The sequence below is a fragment of the Telluria sp. ZT3P39 genome (assembly GCF_059685935.1).
Map to the genome: position 1 here is coordinate 416,032 of NZ_JCASIH010000001.1, position 15,430 is coordinate 431,461.

At 65.6% G+C, this 15,430-nt stretch carries 14 protein-coding genes; 6 read left to right on the forward strand and 8 right to left on the reverse strand.

What is annotated here, in order from left to right; genetic code table 11:
- Window positions 1-304: 304 nt before the first annotated feature.
- Together AC56LR_RS01750 and AC56LR_RS01755 are read left to right on the forward strand one after the other, a co-directional pair.
- The gene (locus tag AC56LR_RS01750; protein ID WP_497126733.1) at window positions 305-760 is read left to right on the forward strand and encodes a cache domain-containing protein; all 456 of its coding nucleotides are present in this window, start codon (window positions 305-307) and stop codon (window positions 758-760) included.
- A 37-nt stretch (window positions 761-797) separates the two neighbouring features.
- A complete protein-coding gene (locus tag AC56LR_RS01755) occupies window positions 798-2,516 on the forward strand; it encodes a methyl-accepting chemotaxis protein (protein ID WP_497126735.1) in 1,719 nt (572 codons plus the stop codon).
- 2 nt (window positions 2,517-2,518) lie between these two features.
- Here AC56LR_RS01755 and AC56LR_RS01760 read toward each other — a convergent pair whose 3' ends face one another.
- A complete protein-coding gene (locus AC56LR_RS01760; protein WP_497126737.1) occupies window positions 2,519-3,097 on the reverse strand; it encodes a DNA-3-methyladenine glycosylase in 579 nt (192 codons plus the stop codon).
- Between the two features lie 162 nt (window positions 3,098-3,259).
- On the opposite strand from AC56LR_RS01760, the gene AC56LR_RS01765 reads away from it, so the two are divergent.
- Together AC56LR_RS01765 and AC56LR_RS01770 are read left to right on the forward strand one after the other, a co-directional pair.
- The gene (locus AC56LR_RS01765; RefSeq protein WP_497126739.1) at window positions 3,260-4,126 is read left to right on the forward strand and encodes an HDOD domain-containing protein; all 867 of its coding nucleotides are present in this window, start codon (window positions 3,260-3,262) and stop codon (window positions 4,124-4,126) included.
- 66 nt (window positions 4,127-4,192) lie between these two features.
- Window positions 4,193-5,365 carry a tetratricopeptide repeat protein gene (locus tag AC56LR_RS01770; RefSeq protein WP_497126741.1) on the forward strand — a complete coding sequence of 391 codons (1,173 nt, stop codon included), beginning with the start codon at window positions 4,193-4,195 and terminating at the stop codon, window positions 5,363-5,365.
- Window positions 5,366-5,382: 17 nt separating this feature from the next.
- On the opposite strand, the gene AC56LR_RS01775 is transcribed toward AC56LR_RS01770, so the two are convergent.
- The 7 genes from AC56LR_RS01775 to AC56LR_RS01805 all read right to left on the reverse strand — a co-directional run bounded on the left by AC56LR_RS01775 (window position 5,383) and on the right by AC56LR_RS01805 (window position 13,723).
- A complete protein-coding gene (locus AC56LR_RS01775) occupies window positions 5,383-5,937 on the reverse strand; it encodes a DNA-deoxyinosine glycosylase (RefSeq protein ID WP_497126743.1) in 555 nt (184 codons plus the stop codon).
- Between the two features lie 28 nt (window positions 5,938-5,965).
- Window positions 5,966-6,574 carry a PH domain-containing protein gene (locus AC56LR_RS01780; protein WP_497126745.1) on the reverse strand — a complete coding sequence of 203 codons (609 nt, stop codon included), beginning with the start codon at window positions 6,572-6,574 and terminating at the stop codon, window positions 5,966-5,968.
- A gap of 143 nt (window positions 6,575-6,717) precedes the next feature.
- Window positions 6,718-8,178, reverse strand: a complete 1,461-nt coding sequence (locus AC56LR_RS01785) for an efflux transporter outer membrane subunit (protein WP_497126747.1) — start codon at window positions 8,176-8,178, stop codon at window positions 6,718-6,720.
- A 1-nt stretch (window position 8,179) separates the two neighbouring features.
- Entirely contained in the window at window positions 8,180-11,362 is a 3,183-nt protein-coding gene (locus AC56LR_RS01790) for an efflux RND transporter permease subunit (RefSeq protein ID WP_497126749.1), read from the reverse strand.
- Between the two features lie 4 nt (window positions 11,363-11,366).
- A complete protein-coding gene (locus AC56LR_RS01795) occupies window positions 11,367-12,578 on the reverse strand; it encodes an efflux RND transporter periplasmic adaptor subunit (RefSeq protein ID WP_497126751.1) in 1,212 nt (403 codons plus the stop codon).
- 141 nt (window positions 12,579-12,719) lie between these two features.
- Entirely contained in the window at window positions 12,720-13,556 is an 837-nt protein-coding gene (locus AC56LR_RS01800) for an alpha/beta hydrolase (RefSeq protein ID WP_497126753.1), read from the reverse strand.
- Window positions 13,553-13,723 carry a hypothetical protein gene (locus tag AC56LR_RS01805; protein WP_497126755.1) on the reverse strand — a complete coding sequence of 57 codons (171 nt, stop codon included), beginning with the start codon at window positions 13,721-13,723 and terminating at the stop codon, window positions 13,553-13,555. The genes AC56LR_RS01800 and AC56LR_RS01805 overlap by 4 nt, the downstream gene beginning before the upstream one ends.
- A 138-nt stretch (window positions 13,724-13,861) precedes the next feature.
- Here AC56LR_RS01805 and AC56LR_RS01810 point away from each other — a divergent pair, with 138 nt between their 5' ends.
- Both AC56LR_RS01810 and AC56LR_RS01815 read left to right on the forward strand, forming a co-directional pair.
- Window positions 13,862-14,821 carry a LysR family transcriptional regulator gene (locus AC56LR_RS01810; protein ID WP_497126757.1) on the forward strand — a complete coding sequence of 320 codons (960 nt, stop codon included), beginning with the start codon at window positions 13,862-13,864 and terminating at the stop codon, window positions 14,819-14,821.
- Window positions 14,822-14,853: 32 nt separating this feature from the next.
- Window positions 14,854-15,300, forward strand: a complete 447-nt coding sequence (locus AC56LR_RS01815; protein ID WP_497126759.1) for an Mpo1 family 2-hydroxy fatty acid dioxygenase — start codon at window positions 14,854-14,856, stop codon at window positions 15,298-15,300.
- The last annotated feature ends 130 nt before the right edge of the window (window positions 15,301-15,430 follow it).

The window sequence follows — 15,430 nt, forward strand, 5'->3', positions numbered from 1 at the left end:
AAAGACCGGCAGAGGAAGAAGCGTTGCCGGGAAGAATTCATCTTACGTCACGGAAATTAATGCAGAGTTGCCGTCAATCAATCAGATTGATCCTACAGATGGGGTTAAAACAAGAAGGGATGCGAACGGGACAAACCCTGGTCGCCGCTGCTAATCAGCCAAGCCCTGACACCAACACGCAACGCTGCAGGGTGGTCCTGCCCTGCGATTGCGCTACCGCAATCCAACTCCTTCCCACCCCGGTACATTTGGCAATGCACTTTAGCAATGTTGGCCCCAGAACATTCACCAAAGGAGTTACACCATGAAGTTGTTCGCTACTACCGCCGCCCTGTCCCTGGCCCTCGTCGCCGCCCCCGTGCTGGCCAACTCGCCGACCGAGAAGGACGCCATCGCCATGGTCGAACGCGGCGTCGCCCTCGTGAAGGCCAAGGGCAAGGACGAGATGATGAAGAAGATTAATGCGAAGGATGCCGAATACGTCCAGGGCGAGTTGTACATCGACATGCGCGACCTGAAGACCGGCATCGTGCTGGCCCACCCCTACAACCCGTCGATCGTCGGCAAGGACCTGACCGACGTGCCTGACGCGAACGGCAAGAAATACCGCCGCGAGATCATCGACGTCGCTGCTGCCAAGGGCAAGGGCTGGGTCGACTACCAGTACAAGAACCCGACCAGCGGCAAGATCGAGCCGAAGACCACCTATATCCAGCGGGTCGACGACGTGGTGCTGGAAGCCGGCATCTACAAAAAGTAAGCCGACTTAACTCGTCCTGCCCTCCCCGGAGTCAAGCATGCTGAATAAATTGCGGATTGGTCCCAAACTCCTGCTGGCCCCGGGGCTCGTGCTGGTGCTGCTGACCATGCTGTCGGCAGCCGCCTATTACGGCATGGTGCGCCAGAACGCCTCGCTCGAGCACATGGTGCAGGTGCGCGCCGCGCGCCTGCAGGCCGTGGCCGACGTGGCGGGCGACGCGCGCTTTGCACACGCGAATATCTACCAGCTGCTGGCCTGGGTAAACGGCAGTTTCGCGCAGAACCGCCTCACGGCCCTGACCGCGGACATCCACAAGAAGCACGCCGCGATTGGAACGAAGCTGGGCGAGCTGGCCAAGCTGGCCGAGCCATCCGAGCGTACCGCGCTGGAAGGCTCGCTGGCGGCGCTGGCGAGCTACCGCAAGCTGGTATCGGAGACGATCGAACTGGCCGCGGTGGACCAGTCGATCGCCACCAATTCCATGCAGAAGGCGGAAAAGCAGTTCGTCGCGCTCGACACCGAGCTGCAGCGCCTGGCCGCGCTGGAGAAAAAGCTCAGCGTGGAAGCGCACGCCGCCGCCAAGGCCGAGTTCCGCATGCTCGGCATGAGCATGGCGGGCCTGGTGGTGCTGTCGATCGCACTGTCGCTGATCGTGACGATGCTGGTGCGGCGCGCCATGCTGTCCGACATCCGCTCGATCGCCACGGTGGTGAACGACCTGGCCGACGGCCGCCTGCAGCCTTCCGGCACGCCCGGCGCCGGCCGCGACGAAATCGCCGACACCTCGCGCGCGCTGGATCATTCCATCGGACGCCTGAACGGCGCCCTGCAAAGCATCATGCGCTCGGTGCGCTCGATCGACACCGCCTCGAAGGAAATCGCCAGCGGCAACCTCGACCTGTCGACCCGCACCGAGATGCAGGCCGGCTCGCTCGAGCAGACCGCCAGCACCATGGAAGAACTGACCACGGCGGTGAAGGAAAACGCCAACAATGCCCGTCTCGCCTCGGACCTGGCGGCGGAGGCGGCGCAGCTGGCCTCCACCGGCGGCCAGTCGGTGGGGCGCGCGGTGGCCACCATGGAATCGATCCAGGCCAGCTCGCGCAAGATCGTCGAGATCACCGGGGTCATCGACGGCATCTCGTTCCAGACCAATCTGCTGGCGCTGAACGCGGCGGTGGAAGCGGCGCGCGCCGGCGAGCAGGGACGCGGCTTTGCCGTCGTCGCGGCCGAAGTGCGCACCCTGGCCCAGCGGTCGGCGGCGGCGGCGCGCGAGATCAAGGCCCTGATCGCCGACTCCGTAAAAATCATCGAGGACGGCAGCGCCTCGGTCAGCCAGGCCGGCGCCAGCATGGGCGACATCGTCGCCTCGGTGCGCCAGGTGAACGACATCATCGGCCGCATCAGCATCGCCAGCACCGAGCAGGCCGACGGCATCGCCGAAGTGAACAAGGCGGTCGGCCAGATGGACGGCATGACCCAGCAAAATGCCGCCCTGGTCGAAGAAGCCGCGGCGGCCGCCGAAAGCCTGCACGAGCAGACCGTCAACCTGGCCAAGGCGGTTTCGATCTTCAAATTCACCGATAGCGAAGAAGGCGGGGCCACCGACGCCGCGGAGATCGCGGGCATCGATGCCATCGATGCCGATGCAGGCTTCCACGGCCTGGACGAGCGGCGCGGGCCGGGCAGCGCGATGCGCGGGCGTCCGATGCGTGCCTTGAGCGCGGCCGAACCGCAGCGCCAGCGCCGTACTTGAGCTCAGCGGAACGGCCGGCTGACGTAGCGCGAGCCGGCCAGCCCGAACCGCCACGGCACGTCCATCGCCTTCGAAATCCCGATGCGCGGTCCCACCACGATGTCCAGGTCGCGCGCGCCGGGCAGCAGCTCGAACGGCGGGCGTGATAAAGCCATGCCGTTGTGGGCGCGCGTGACGCCCAGTGCCTGGCACAGCTTGCCGGGACCGGAACACAGCAGCAAGTCCTTGTGGCTGCTTCCCGTATCGCGCCGCACCCGCATCTGCTCCAGCCCCGCGACGGGTTCGAGCGCGCGGATCAGGACCCCGGCGCCATGGCCTTCCTCGCGGCAGACGAAATTGAGGCACCAATGGATGCCGTAGGAGCGGTAGACATAGGTGTGGGCGGGCGGGCCGAACATCGCCGCATTGCGCCCGGTCGGGCCGGAAAAGGCGTGCGAAGCCGGGTCTTCGCGGTCGTAGGCTTCGGTCTCGACGATCCGTCCGCCGACCCCGTCCACCAGCACCGTCATGCCGATCAGCTGGCGCGCCACGATCTCCGCCGGCGCCGTAAAATCGATTCCTGCTATTGTCGAAACTACCATGGGCCAATTTTATCGCGGGCTCAGGCAAGGCGTCGTTTTGGTGGAATCGCCACACTCGGGGCCGGGTTAGAGCATTGCCTCAGTGCAAGAAATACCTGCCTGGGGTATCATGGCGGCTAACCCCTCGCTTCCCGCCGAAGCCTTCGCCTGCCTGCCCCATCCATGAATACCCTCGCCGATCCTATCCCGCATCTCGCGCAGCTCGACCAAGTCGATGCCCTGATCAAGTCGATCCGCATCCCGCCGCGTCCGAGCCTGCTCGCCGACATGCAGCGCGAACTGGCGTCGAACGATCCGTCGCCGGAAGCGATCGGCAAGATCGTGGCGAGCGACGTCGGCATGTCCGGCGCCCTGCTCAAGCTGGCCAATTCCTCGATCTACGGCGGCCACCGCAAGGCCAAGTCGATCGAGCAGGCCATCCTCTTCCTGGGCATTAACCAGGTGGCGGCCCTGATGACCGGCCTGCTGGCGCGTCAGGCGATTCCCGTCAACAGCGCCAGCCTGGCCAGTTTCTGGGACATCTCGACCCGCCGCGCCCAGGCGATGGTCTTCCTGTCGCGCCGCCTGCGCATCGGCGAGGCCGACGTGGCGCACACCTTCGGCCTGTTCTGCGACACCGGCGTGCCGCTGCTGATCGACCGCTTCGCCGACTACGCCGACACCTATGCCGCCGCCTCGCTCGACGCCGAGCGCCCCTTCACGGCCCTGGAAGACGAGCGCCACAGCACGTCCCACGCCGCGGTCGGCTGCCTGCTGGCGCGCAATTGGGGGCTCTCCAGCGATGTCGGCTGGGCCATCCTGCACCACCACGATTTCGCCGTGCTGGAAGACGCCTCGACCTCCGGCGCGGTGCGCTCGCTGGTCGCCCTGTCGCTGCTGGCCGAAGCGGCCATCAGCCGCTACCAGGGCCATGGCGATTCGCTCGAATGGGCCAAGGGCGGCGCCGCCGCCTGCGCCTACCTCGGCCTGTCCGACGAGGAAACTGCCGAACTGCTGGACGAACTGGTGGAAGCCTTCCACGAGGACTGAACAAGCTTTGACAAGCCTCGGGCACAGGCAGATACTCGCTCTGTAAGTACGCCTTTGGAGTGAGTCATGAAGCGTTTTGCGGTCCTGTTGTCATTGTCGCTATCGCTGCTGGCTGGTTGCACCAGCATGCAGCCGCCTGCGGCCCCTCCCCTGTTTGCCGATGCGCGCTTCGCGCCACCGCGCGAGAAAGTCGGCGCCGACGACTTGTTCACCCTCAGCCCGGCCATGCGGGCTTACCTCAATAGCCAGTCCTTCACCATCGCGCTGCGCCAGCAGGGCCAGCGCCACGGCCTGGTCGCTGCGCTCTACAGCAAGAGCGACCTCAAGCTCGAATACGAATCCTCGAAAACCCGCACCGCTTCGGAAACCTACGCCGACCGCTCGGGCAACTGCCTGTCGCTGGTGATCATGACCGCGGCCTTCGCGAAAGAGTTGGGCATGCCGGTGCGCTACCGCAGCGTCGACGTGGAGGACAGCTGGAGCCGCACCGCGGGCCTGTACCTGGCCAGCGCGCACGTGAACATCAGCCTGGGCAACCGCCAGGAGAGCGGCGTACGCAGCAGCGACCAGGACGAAATGCTGCTGGTCGATTTCATTCCACAGAACGAAGCGGCCCGCCTGCGTGCGCGCGAGCTGGACGAAGAAGACATCGTCGCGCTCTACCTGAACAACCGCGCCGCCGAGATGCTGGTGCAAGACCGCATCGACGACGCCTACTGGTGGGCGCGTGCGGCGGTTCAGCAGCGCCCCGGCATGATCCGCGCCCTGAACACGCTCGGCGTCATCTACGAAAAGCACGGCGACATGCAACTGGCCGAGCAGACCTACCGCGCGGCCCTGGAGCGCGAGCCGGAAAACATGGCGGTCATGCGCAACCTGCAGCCGGTGCTGGCGTCGCTGGGCAAGCAGGGCGAAGCCGCGGCCCTGGCCAAACGCATCGCCAGCATCGAGCCCTTCCCGCCCTACCACCACTTCGACAAGGGCATGGTCGCGCTGCGTGCCGGCGACTACGGCAAAGCCAGGGAACTGTTCGAGCGCGAGGTCAAACGCGCTCCGTACAACGACGAGTTCCGCTTCTGGCTCGGCGTGTCGCACCTGCAACTGGGCGACCTGACCCACGCGCGCGAGCAGATCGCCAGGGCGGTCGACACCAGCACCCGGCAGGAGATGCGGCAGGTGTATTCGGCCAAGCTGGCGCATTTGCGCAGGGCGAGTGCACTGGGGACGCATATCCGCTGAGCCGCTGTCCGCGCGCGTCAGAACAGCGTGGATTGTGCCGCTGGAGCCGACTGCCTGGTTCCGGGCTGCTCGACCAATTGGCGCCACAGGGCCAGCTTCTGCTCGAACGTCATTACCTGGTGCGCCGGTGAACTGGACGGCAGCACAACAGTGCGGTAACCGGCAGCGACGAACTGCGGCGCGAACTTGCCGGAAGCCTGTCCATTGAAGCCGACCGTTTCCAGTTCGGGGCACAGCGCGCGCAGCCGCTCGAAATCGTTGGCGGCGGGCTTGCGGATGGCGGAATCGAGACTGCCTTCGCGTTCGCAGCCAGCCAGCACGTCCCACAAGCCGACGCGATGCGCCAGCAGGCGCGGAAGGCGCTCAGCATAGGGCAGCGCCGCCAGGTCCTCGTCAATCACGGCGGAGATCAGGGGCCAGAACTGGTTGCGCGGATGCGCGTAATACTGCTGCGCCGCGAGCGAGGCAGCGCCGGGAAAGCTGCCGAGGACCAGCACGCGGATGCTCGGTGCGATCACCGGCGCGAGCCCGGTGAGCGCGGCGGACGTCGGGATGTCGATGGAATGCGGCATGGGGACATTGTAGTCCCCGCCACCGCGATCAGTTATGGATGTATTTGCTGAAGGTGTCGCTGAAATCGCGCCGGGTATGCGTCTCGAGCATGGCGGTGTTCACCGCGGCCAGCAGCTCGCCGAACTGGCCTGCCACGCTGCCGCCGGCCGGCACCGCATTCAACTTGTGCATCGAGGCGGTGGCGTCGAGCGCGCGCAGGGCGTTGTCGCGGCCGACCTCATCGCGGTGCTGCTGCTTGCCGATCGAGATCAAGGCCTTGTAGATGTCCTTGAGCTGCTCGATATGGGATTTCTTGATATCGATGTTGAAGGGCGTTTCGCCCACGCTGAATTTGAGCTCGACGTCCATGTCCAGGGTGCCGGCGGTCTCGATGCTGACGTTGGCGATGCGGGACGACGCGTACTCGTAGCGCTTGATCGAGCGCTTCGACGACACGGCGGAATCGCCGTCGACGTGGATCAGGGCCAGGTTGGTGAAGCAGTACTCGTCCTTCTTGCTCTTGATGAGGAAGAAGATCTGTTCGCCGTCTTCCGAGAACAGGTAGTCGTCGGCGTCGACCTTGTCGTAATCCGCAGGCGCGATGATCACGCCGATATCGCTGATGCCGAGGGCTTCTGCTGCCAGTCGCTTGAACATGTCCAGGTCTCCATCGTGTGAAAGGTCCATATTTATACATGCAAGCAGGCCTGCTTTGCTAGCGGAAAGCCAATGGACAGCGCTAAAAAAACGGCGGGCACTCGCGTACCCGCCGCAAAGGGCAGAACACCTGGGAAACAGGCTTACTTCAGTGCGACCGTGTTGGCGATTGCCGGATTGGCATCCCAGCCGCCACCCAGCGCGCGAATCAGGGCCACCGTCGTCACCGCGCGGTTGCCGCGCAACTGGACCGCCGTGCGCTCGACATTGGCGAGGTTGCGCTGCGCGTCCAGCAGCTCGATATAGCTCGAGCGCCCGGCGTCGTACAGCTTTTGCGCCAGGTCGGCCGAGCGGCGCGCCGACACCTGGGCCGCATCGATCTGCTCGGCTTGACCACTCAGGATGCGCAGGCCGGCCAGGTTGTCCTCGACTTCCGCAAAGGCCGTGAGCACGCTCTGGCGGTAGACGCCCACCGATTCTTCCAGCACCGCTTCGCTACGCTCGACATTGGCGCGGTTGCGTCCGCCGTCGATGATCGGCAGCGAGGTCAATAAGCCCAGCACCCAGGAACGGCTGCTCCAGCGGAACACGTCCGACAGGGCGCCGCCGATGCCGCCACCCGCCGCACTGATCGTCAAGGACGGGAACATCGCACCGCGCGCCACGCCGATGCGGGCATTCGACGCTTCCATCGCGCGCTGGGCGGCATTGACGTCGGGACGGCGTTCCAGCAGCGAAGACGGCAGGCCGGCGGGAATCGCAGGCAAGGTGGCGGCGTCCAGCAGCGGGTTGGCGCCAAGGACGTAGTTCGCCGCAGGTTTACCCAGCAAGACCGCCAGTGAATGCTCGGTGTTGGCGCGGTCGCGCTGCAGGCCGATGGCCTCGGCGCGCGCCGTCGACAGCTCGGTCCTGGCGCGCGACAGGTCGAATTCGCCGATGTCGCCCAGGTCGAAGCGGCGCTGGGTCAGCTTCACGCTTTCGCTGCGCAGGTTCACCGTCTGCGCCACCGTGCCCAGCTCCGCATCGAGGGCGCGCAGCCGGAAATAGGTTTGCGCCACGTCCGCCTGCAGGGCCAGCAGCACCGAGCGGTAGTTCGCCTCGCTGGTGGCTGCGTCGCCCTTCGCCGCCGACACGCCGGCTGCGACGCGGCCGAACAGGTCGACTTCGTAGCTGGCGGTGAGGCTGGCCGTGTAGCTGGTCTGCGGCAGGCCGGCTTCCAGCGCCGACGGGCGGGCGCGCTGGGCGCCGAGCCCCAAGCCGACCTGCGGCATGCGGTCGGCGTTGGCAATGCCGGCGATCGCCCTCGCCTGCTTGACGCGGCTGGCGGCCACCGCCAGGTTGGCGTTGTTGGCCGTGGCTTCCTGGACCAGCGCGGTGAGCGCCGGATCCTGGAAGGCCAACCACCATTGCCCGCGTGGCTGCTGTTCGGCCGGCTGCGCCGGTTTCCAGCGCGCGCCGTCAACGCCATCGACGACCGCGGTTTGCGATTCGCGGAAGGCCGTCGGCGTTTGAATAGCCGGCTGCCTGAATTCAGGGGTGGCGCAGGCCGTCAGCAGCAGCGCCGCCAGCAGCGGGGCCACGCCCCTTGCGATCATGGTGTTCATTTCAATGTACTCCTTCCAGGTCCAGCACCGGGGGCTTCGCGGCCGGGACTTTTTTCTCGAAACGCTTGGCGAACGTGCGCAGCAAGACATAGAACAGCGGCGTCAGGAACAGGCCGAAGAAGGTCACGCCCAGCATGCCGAAGAACACCGCCACGCCCATCGCGTGCCGCATCTCGGCGCCGGCGCCGGTCGAGAACACCAGCGGCACCACGCCCATGATGAAAGCGATCGAGGTCATCAGGATCGGACGCAGGCGCAGGCGCGACGCTTCCAGCGCGGCCTCGACGACGCTGCGGCCATGGTCTTCCAGTTCGCGGGCGAATTCCACGATCAGGATCGCGTTTTTAGAGGCCAGTCCCACCAGCACGAACAGCGCGATCTGGGTGAAGATGTTGTTGTCGCCGCCGGTGAGCTTCACGCCGATCAGGGCGCACAGGATCGACATCGGCACGATCAGGATCACCGCCAGCGGCAGGGTCCAGCTTTCGTACTGCGCGGCCAGCACCAGGAAGACCAGCAGCACGCACAGCGGGAACACATACACCATGGTGTTACCCGACAAAATCTCCTGGTAGGTCAGGTCGGTCCATTCGTAGGCGATCCCTTTCGGCAGCGTGTCCTTGGCCAGCTGCTCCATGATGGCCTGGGCCTGGCCCGACGAGACGCCCGGGGCCGCGCCGCCATTCAGGTCGGCCGCCACGTAGTTGTTATAGCGCTGGACGCGGTCCGGGCCATAGCTGTCCTTTACCTGCATCAGCGACGACAGCGGAATCATCTCGCCCTTGCTGCTCCTCACCTTGAGCTGGGCGATCTGCTCGGGCTGCGAGCGGAACTGGGCGTCGGCCTGCACCCGCACCTGGTAGGTGCGGCCGAACTGGTTGAAGTCGTTCACGTACAGCGAGCCGAGGTTCACCTGCAAGGTCTGGTAGATGGTCGCCAGCGGCACGCCGAGCTGCTTGGCCTTGACGCGGTCGACGTCCGCGAACAGCTGCGGCACGTTGATCTGGTAGCTCGAGAACACGCCCGCCAGTTGCGGCGTGCCCCAGGCCTTGGCCTGCAGCGCCTGCGTGGCCTGGTAGAGCGCGTCGTAACCGAGGTTGCCGCGGTCTTCCAGCATCAGCTTGAAGCCGCCGGTCGTGCCCAGGCCATTCACCGGGGGCGGCGGCAGCACCATCACGAAGGCGTCTTCCACCGCGCCCATGCGCTTGTTGATCTCAAGAGCGATGGCTTCGGCCGATTGCGCCTTGCCCTTGCGCTCGCTGGTGGGTTTGAGCGAGGTAAACACGATGCCCGCATTCGGCGCATTGGTGAAGCCATTGATCGACAGGCCCGGGAAGGCGATCGACGATTCCACGCCGGGGATGTCCTTGGCGATGGCCGACATGCGGCGGATCACGGCGTCGGTACGGTCCAGCGAAGCGGCGTCCGGCAACTGGGCGAAGCCGATCAGGTAACCCTTGTCCTGGGCCGGCACGAAGCCCGGCGGCACCACCTTGAACATGAAGACCGCGGCCACACCGAGGGCCAGGTAGACGCCCAGGGTCGCGGTCTTGCGGCGCAGGACGGTTTTCACGCCGCCCTCGTAGCTGTGCGAGGCACGGCCGAAGAAGCGGTTGAAGGCGGCGAAGAAGCGGCCGAACACGGCGTCCATGATGCGGGTCAGGCGGTCTTTCGGCGCGTCGTGGGCTTTCAACAGCGCAGCCGACAAGGCAGGCGCCAGCGTCAGGGAAGCGAAGGCCGAGATCACGGTCGAAATCGCGATGGTCAGGGCGAACTGGCGGTAGAACTGGCCGGTCAGGCCCGCCACGAAGGCGATCGGCACGAACACGGCGCACAGCACCAGCGCGATCGCGATGATCGGGCCGGATACTTCCTTCATCGCCTGGATCGTGGCGTCGCGCGGCGACAAGCCGTTGCCGATATTGCGCTCGACGTTTTCCACCACCACGATGGCGTCATCGACGACGATGCCGATCGCCAGCACCAGGCCGAACAGCGACAGCGTATTGATCGAGAAGCCGAACATCAGCATCACGGCAAAGGTGCCGACCACCGACACCGGCACCGCCAGCAGCGGGATGATCGACGCGCGCCAGGTCTGCAGGAAGACGATCACCACCAGCGCCACCAGCACCACGGCTTCAAGCAGGGTGGTAATGACGGAATCGATCGACTCGCGCACGAACTGGGTCGGGTCGTAGACGATGCTGTACTCGACGCCTTCGGGGAAGTCTTTCGACAATTCGTCCATCTTGGCGCGCACGTCGGAAGACAGTTGCAGCGCATTGGCGTTCGGCGCCTCAAAAATAGGGATTGCGACGGCCGACTTGTTGTTCAGCAGGGAGCGCAGGGCGTAGGAGCTGGAACCCATCTCCAGGCGCGCCACGTCCTTCAGGCGCGTGACGGCGCCATCTTCGCCGGCCTTGACCACGATCGCACCGAATTCTTCCACGCTGCTCAAGCGGCCCTGGGTATTCACGGTCAGCTGGAACTGGGCGTCCTTGGTTGGGCCCTGGCCGACCACGCCGGCCGCGACCTGCACGTTCTGCTCGCGGATCGAGGACACCACGTCGCCCGCGGTCAGGCCGCGCGCCGCCACCTTCTGCGGGTCGAGCCAGACACGCATGGCGTAGTCGCCCGAGCCGAACAGCTGGACCTCGCCCATGCCGTTCAGGCGCGCCAGCTGGTCCTTGATGTTGAGCACCGCGTAGTTGCGCAGGTAGAGGTCATCGTAGCGGCCGTCCGGGGAATTCAGGTGCACCACCATCGTCAGGTTGGGCGAGCTTTTCACGGTGGTGACACCGATCTGGCGCACTTCTTCCGGCAGGCGCGGCAGCGCGCGCTGGACGCGGTTCTGCACCTGGCTTTCGGCGCGGTCGATGTCGGTGCCGATGGCGAAGGTGAGCGTGAGCGCCAGCGCACCGTCCGAGGTGTTCTGCGAGGTCATGTAGAGCATGTCCTCGATGCCGTTGATCTGCTCTTCCAGCGGCGCGGCGACGGTTTCGGCGATCACTTTCGGGTTGGCGCCCGGGTACTGGGCGCGCACCACCACGGAAGGCGGCACCACGTCGGGGTATTCGGAGATCGGCAGCTGGAAGATCGAGATCAGGCCGCCGACAAAAATGATCACCGACAGCACGACCGCGAAGATCGGCTTGTCCACAAAAAAGCGGGAAAAGTTCATGACCTTACTCCTTGCCGGCCGTGTTCAGGGCGAGCTTGGCGCCGCCCTTGGCCGCTGTTGCCGTCGGATCGGCGTCCATCGCCACCATTTGCACGGTCACCGGGGCGCCGGGGCGCACGCGCTGCAAGCCATTGACGACGATCTTCTCGCCGGCCTTCAGGCCGCTGCGCACCACGCGCAGGCCGTCCACCACCGGCCCGAGCGTGACCGGGCGGTACTCGGCCTTGCTGTCGCTGCCCACCACCACCACGTATTTGCGGCTTTGGTCGGTGCCGACGGCGCGCTCGTTGATCACCACGGCCTGGCCGGCGACGCCGCTGCCCACCTGGACGCGGGCGAACAGGCCGGGCGCCAGCAGGCGGTCCGGATTGGCCAGGGTGGCGCGCATGCGCACGCTGCCGGTGTTGGCGTCGAGCTGGTTGTCGACGAATTCGAGCTTGCCCTCGTGCGGGAAGCCTTCTTCATTGGTCAGGCCGACCTTGACCACGGCCGGGGCGCCGCGCTGGGCGCGGGTGCCGACGCGTAGATAGGTTTGTTCGTCGCCGTCGAAGCTGGCATAGATGCGGTCCAGCGACACCACCGAGGTCAGCACGGCGGTAGCATCCACCAGGTTGCCGAGGGTGATCTCGGCCTTCGACACGCGCCCGTCGATCGGTGCGGTCACGCGGGTATAGGCCAGGTTCAGGCGCGCCGACTCGTGCTGGGCCTGGGCGGCCCTGGCGCCGGCGTCGAGTTCCTTCTGGGCGGCGGACTTCTCGTCGAATTCGCGCTGGGCGATGGCCTTGTCGGCGAGCAGCCGTTCGGCGCGCTGCAGTTCGAGGCGGGCCAGGTCGGCACGGGCGCGTGCCGCGGTCGCGGCGGCATTGGTGCGGTCGGCTTCGGCCTGGTAGGGACGCTGGTCGATCACGAACAGCACGTCGCCCTTCTTCACTTCGGCGCCCGGCTTGAAATTGACGGCGGTGATGTAGCCGCTGACGCGCGGACGGATTTCGACTACCTCGATGGCTTCCAGGCGGCCCGAGAACTCCTGGGTCTCGGCGACCGACTTCTCGAACACGACCGCGGCGGAGACCGGCGGCGCGCTGGGAGCGGCAGCCGCGTCGGCCTTGCTGTTGGCGTCGGCGCAGCCGGTGAGCATGGCGCCTGCGAGGCCCACGGCCGCCAGGGCGCCGACGAGGATCCTGACGCTGCCCTTGCGTTGTTGGTGGTTATTCATGATGAACCTTTCTTATGTGTGGAGACAAAAACTTTGCCGGCGCCGTGAGCGCGAGCAGAAAACGGGAAAAAAAGGCCCCCTCCGCGCCTGGAAGGCACGGAATTCGGGGAAGCGCGAAGGGTTAGAGCGGGTGCTGAGGGGTCAGCGATCCAGTCCTGCAAGGAAGGTCGCCATCTCGGCGAGCGCGTGCACCTTGCATGCACATTCATTGCGCCCGTTCGGGTCTTGCAGGGGGGCCGGCGGCATGCGACGCACCGTCGTGCGCACGCCGGCGTTGATCAGTTTGGCGCCGTATTGTTCGGCCTCGTCGCACAATGGATCGTCTTCGGCCGACAGGATCAGGGCCGGCGGCAGGTTCTTCAGCCGGGTCGAGCGCAGCGGCGACGCGTATGGGTGGGCGCGGTCGGCCGCAGGCGGCAGGTAGCCACGGTAGGCGGCGGCGCAATCGGTGCTGAGCTTTTCACGGTCCGGGCAGCCGTTGAGCTGGCGCATCGAGCCGGTGGACAGGCCCGGGTCGAGCATCGGCATGATTAAAATCTGGCCGGCCAGCTTGGGCGCGGCGCGGTCGCGCGCCATCAGGGCGCAGACCGCGGCCAGGTTGGCGCCTGCCTCGATGCCGGCCACCACCAGCTTCTTGCCGGACCAGCCGAGTTTCGCCTTGTTCTTCGTCGTCCACAGCAGCACCGCGTGGGCGTCTTCCACCGCGGCCGGGAAGGGGCTGACGGTTGCCAGGGTGTAGTTCGAGGCCAGCACGGCGCGTTCCTCGTTGCTTTCGGCGAGGTGGCGCAGGAATTCGTCGGCTTCCTGCAGGTCGCCGTCGACGAAACCGCCGCCGTGGAAGAACACGATCAGCGTGTCGCGCTTGACCGGCGTGCCGGCCAGGTAGAGGCGCGCCGCGAGTGGCCCCTGGGCGCCGGCGACGTCGAGATCGCGCACGGCGAGCGTGCCGGTCTGCTGGATCTCCAGCGCCGCGCTCATGGTTGGCCTCCAGGCGCCAGGGTTTCGACCTGCATCGAGAGCGCCTGCAGGCCGCGCGCTTCTGCGCCAGCGGCCTGGGAATAGACGTCGGTTCCCAGCAGGCCCGCCAATGCGACTGCACCGAGTGCCAGCGCGACCGTGTTGAAGATTGAGTTCCGAATGCTCATGAGCTGCTCCCTGTGTTTACTTTTTGCTGCGATGCACACAATATAGTCTTCATCTACAATCGGATAAAGACGGCAATATCGAATTGATTGTTCAGATTTCCGAACAATCGCAGCAAAACAGGACAAAGGGGGTCCGACATGAACAAACTCCAGGCCATGGAAGTCTTCATCCAGGTGGTCGACTGCGGCAGCTTTACCAAGGCGGCCGAGATGCTGAACCTGCCCAAGGCCACCGTCTCGACCCTGGTGCAGACGCTCGAAGCCACGCTCTCGGTCAAGCTGCTGCACCGTACGACCCGGCAGGTCATGATTACGTCGGATGGCGCGGCCTATTACGAGCGCTGCATCCAGATTCTGTCGGACGTGCGCGACGCCGAGGAATCGCTGTCACGGCATCGCCTGAGCCCAAGCGGGCGCCTGCGCGTGGATTCGCCCACCGGGCTGTCGTCGGAAATCCTGATCCCCGCCCTGCCGGCCTTCTTCGAGCGCTACCCGGACATCACGATGGAACTGGGCAGCACCGACCGCGTGATCGACCTGGTCGAGGAAGGGGTCGACTGCGCGGTGCGCGGCGGCGAACTGCTCGACCCAAACTTGATCGCGCGCCGCATCGGCGTGATCAACTTCGTCACCTGCGCTTCGCCCGGCTATATCGAACGCTTCGGCCTGCCGGAGCACCCGCGCGACCTCGAGCGCCACCGCTGCGTCAACTACTTCTCGACCAAGAGCGGCAAGATCCTGAACTGGGATTTCACCCGCGACGGCGAACGTATCGAAGTCGCCCTGCCCGGCGCGATCGCCCTCAACGATTCGAACGCTTACGTCAAGGCAGGCCTGGCGGGGCTGGGCGTGATCATGATGACCGACTACCTGCTGGTCGAACACCTCTCGGCCGGCCGCATGGTCCAGGTCCTGCCCGACTGGCGCATTGACCCGCTGCCGGTGCACATCGTCTATCCGCAGAACCGCCACTTGTCGGCCAAGGTGCGGGTGTTCGTCGAATGGGTGTCGGAGCTGTTTGCCGGGCATCCGAACTTGCGGCTGCAGGCGCCGCGGGCGGCCGCCACAAGCAGCCTTGTGCAAGCGGAGACGGTGTAGAATCGCCTGAAACAAGAACGCCGGAGACACCGATGAACCATAGTTCCCAACCCCGCAATATCGACATCCTGCTGGCGCGCTACGGCGACAGCCACCAGGACCACACCAACGAGATCATCCACTTCGTGTGCATCCCGCTGATCGTCTTCAGCCTGCTGGGTATCCTGTGGGCGATCCATCCGGTGGTGGCCATCGCGGTCACGCTTGGCTCGCTGTATTACTACCTCAAGCTCTCGCGCGGGTTTGCAGTCGGCATGGGCGTGATGAGCGCCGCGATGCTGGGTGTATTGGCGCTGATGCCGGCGATGACGGTGCTGCCGGTGTCGGTTGCCGTGTTCGTGGTGGCCTGGATCGGGCAGTTCATCGGGCACAAGATCGAGGGGAAGAAGCCGTCGTTTTTTGATGACCTGAAATTCCTGTTGATTGGGCCGCTGTTTGTTTTGAGCTTCCTTTACCGGCGCTTCAAGCTCACCTACTAGTAGGGTGGGCGGCTCCGCCGCCCGCGCGTTCAACGAACGCGATGGAGCCACGGTGCGTCCATGCACACGTGATTTGAACGCGCGGGCAGGAAACCTGCCCACCCTACGGGTCGCGGCTGATCGGACCGTG